This is a genomic window from Candidatus Hydrogenedentota bacterium (genome assembly GCA_012523015.1).
In the GTDB taxonomy this organism is placed as follows: Bacteria; Hydrogenedentota; Hydrogenedentia; order Hydrogenedentales; family CAITNO01; genus JAAYBJ01.
The window spans coordinates 1-2,940 of record JAAYJI010000348.1 but is presented as its reverse complement, the minus strand read 5'-3'; the positions used below and the strand labels follow the sequence as shown (position 1 = coordinate 2,940).

General features: G+C 50.0%; 4 protein-coding genes. 1 reads left to right on the top strand and 3 read right to left on the bottom strand.

Going from position 1 to position 2,940, the window contains the following annotated elements; all coding sequences use genetic code 11:
* A partial coding sequence (locus GX117_14965) for a hypothetical protein (protein NLO34628.1) occupies nt 1-938 on the top strand: 938 nt, incomplete at its 5' end.
* A gap of 64 nt (nt 939-1,002) precedes the next feature.
* Here GX117_14965 and GX117_14960 read toward each other — a convergent pair.
* From GX117_14960 to GX117_14950, 3 genes are all read right to left on the bottom strand, one after another.
* A complete protein-coding gene (locus tag GX117_14960) occupies nt 1,003-1,659 on the bottom strand; it encodes a hypothetical protein (protein NLO34627.1) in 657 nt (218 codons plus the stop codon).
* A gap of 22 nt (nt 1,660-1,681) precedes the next feature.
* Nucleotides 1,682-2,665 carry an MCE family protein gene (locus GX117_14955; GenBank protein ID NLO34626.1) on the bottom strand — a complete coding sequence of 328 codons (984 nt, stop codon included), beginning with the start codon at nt 2,663-2,665 and terminating at the stop codon, nt 1,682-1,684.
* A 31-nt stretch (nt 2,666-2,696) separates the two neighbouring features.
* On the bottom strand, nt 2,697-2,940 hold a 244-nt coding region (locus tag GX117_14950; protein ID NLO34625.1), incomplete at its 5' end, for an ABC transporter ATP-binding protein.

Here is a 2,940-nt window from a genome sequence, read left to right as displayed (position 1 = left end):
TCCCTGAAGAGGTCTTTAATCGCCGTTGGATTATGAAGCCGGGAAGCATACCCGCCAATCCCTTTGGCGCGACCGATGAACAAGTACAGATGAATCCGCCCCGCGCCAGTGAAAATCTTGTTGAACCCTCAGGTCCCACAGATCCCACCGTATCGATTATTGCGGTTCGCCGGCTTGATACAACACCCCTCGCGCTCTTCGCCAATTACGCCCTTCATTATGTGGGGGATACGGAAGCGGCAGTATTATGTGCTGATTATTTTGGTTATTTTGCGCAATTCATGGCGGAACACTTGGCGCCGGAAGCGGACAGTGCTCCTTTTCTCGCCATGATGTCCAATGGTTCGAGCGGCAATATCAACAATGTCAACTTCCGTGAGAAAGGAACTTCCGGCGCGCCCTATTCGAAGATGAGCGCCGTTGCCCAACGGGTCGCCGATGAAGTGTATGCGCGCTATCAAGAACTTGTGTTCATGGACACTGCCGTCTTGGCGAGTGCCGCACAAGAACTGGAATTGGGCGTTCGCAAAGCGACAGCGGAAGAACTGGAACGGGCTGAAACAATTCTCGCCGCTGCGGAAGGGCCCATATTAAAAAGCTCGGCTGAAGTCTTCGCCCGTGAAAGTGTGCTTTTAAAGGATTTCCCCGACACCGTTTCCGTGCCCTTGCAAGCCGTCCGTATAGGTCAGGTAGGTATCGCCGCGATTCCTTGTGAAGTTTTCGTGGAAACAGGGCTTGCATTGCGCGCCGCCTCGCCCTTTGAAAATACCTTCACCATTGAATTGGCAAACGGTTATAACGGGTATTTGCCTACCATCGAACAACACGCCATGGGCGGCTATGAAACCTGGCGCGCACGGTCCAGTTATCTTGAAGTGGGCGCTGCGGAACAGATAGAAGCAGCCATGGTCGGTCTCTTGTCGCAGCTTCATCAATAAGGCAAAGGGTACAGCGAAAGACAGCCGGTTCCTCGGAAATAGCTGTCAGCCCTGAGCTGCTCGCTTATCTTTTGGTTTCTGCCTCTTTTTCGGGCAGCGGCAATTGGCTTAATGCGGTTGCTGCCCGGGATGCGAATCTGTTTACTGCAATGTTCATCGCCGTTGCAAAAGCTTGGGAATTGTCTTCCAAAAGAGCTTCGGTTTCGCGAATCGTTTCCGCGTAGAGAACACCCTGCGCTAAGGTGGGCCGCATTTCCAAACGGACTTCCAATTCTGCGCAGGCAGGCAGTTCCGTTCTGTTTTCTTGGTAAATTCTGAGTTCACCGGTGAGAATAAAATCAGGACGGACCATGTCGGCAGCGTTGCCTACATCGGCAAAACGGCCGGATGCGGCTAAACCGTCAACAACCGCACGGGTTACGACAGCGGCAGGCGATTCCGCCCATTCATTATGTTGGCGGTACACCAATAGATTGCCTTGATCTAAGTATGCCATGGCGGGCCCATAGGTTCTTGAGGTAAATAGGGGCCGCACGCCCAAGGTGAAGGCTGTAGAGGCTGTTTGTTCCACCTCTATCTTAGGTGTGATCGTGTAGTAGCGCGTTCTTTCTATGGTCGGCGCGCTCAAACATCCTGTGAGCAGCAGTGTCACGCAAAGGAAAGACAGGATTCCGATCCTGCCAAGGTGTTGGCGTAACGCGTTGCAGTATCTGTACGACATAATAGCTCCTTCCATAAACTCTTTATTCCTGTATACGGCCGCGCCCGCGAATTAACGCGGAAGGATCATCTTTTAGCTGATTTACCAAGATGCGTACACTTTCCAAGGAATCGCCTAAGTCGGTGAGCGTTCCTCTTAACGTATATTCAACATTACCTGCTTTGTGCATCATATCGCCGGCAATAGTTTCCATGTTCGCCACGGTGGAATCCATCTGTTCGAGCAGCTTGTTCAGGTTTTGCTGCAATTCGTCGACCTTAAGTTCTTCGCCGCGGCTCGTATAGGTTTCCGCCAAGCTTTCCAGTTTTTTAAACAAGCGTTCAAGATCTTGGCTGCGCTCGGAAATCGTTTCCACAAGCGTATTGGCATGACCTCGGAAATCTCGAACTGCTTCAGTCGTTTCTTCAACTAAGGTGTCTGTATTCGATACAAAGGCATCGCCCTTATTCACAATATTGCGGACGCCGTTCATAATATCTTGTACCGTTGTATCTTCAAGTCCTTCCACTTGGATACGCACTTTTTCGCCGATAACAGAGACGTCTTTCAAGGTGCTGGACAAGTCTTCCAGAATGGTGGTCAACTGTGAGCTGAAAGCTTCAATAACGCTTGTTTTGCAGGGTATAAGACTAAATTCAGGGAGAGGCTCATTCTCGGGGTTGCCGCCTGAAAGGGAAATTGCCATGGTACCGGCAGCAATACTGTAGATCACCAATTTGCCCTGTACGCCGTCGTGGAGCGTCACTTTTTTTGGATTAATCATGATCTCCACATGGGCAAGTTGATTGGGCGTTACGTGGATTTCCTGCACCTTGCCGACGGGCACGCCGAGGTATTCCACCATGCCGCCTTCGTACAGCCCCAAGATGGATTCCTCGAATTCCAGCCAATAGCGCAATCCCGGTGTTTGGTAGATACCCGTCACGACCAGGGTTCCTCCTACCATAATTCCGATGCAGAAGAGCAAGAATATGCTCACTTTAAATTTTTGTTTTGGTGTAGCCACAGATCATTTTTCCTATGGTGTTCAGGATCTGTTAATCCAAGTTTCGTTGTGAAATATATGCATCCGGCTTCCGATCAAAAAACTGACGCAGCCTTTCATTCGTTGATTGTGCAGCTTCTTCCAATGTACCACAAAATATCACCTCACCCATATCCAACATGAGAATACGGTCGGCTACAAGGCGAATGGATTCTAATTCGTGGGTCACAATGATAAAGGTGCTGTTCAATGTTTTCTTCAGTTTAAGGATCAATTCGTCTAATCCGGCGGCGATA

Bases quoted from the DNA above. Each gene is read 5' to 3' on its own strand.
- GX117_14960 (NLO34627.1), bottom strand. From the start codon at position 1,659: ATGTCGTACAGATACTGCAACGCGTTACGCCAACACCTTGGCAGGATC.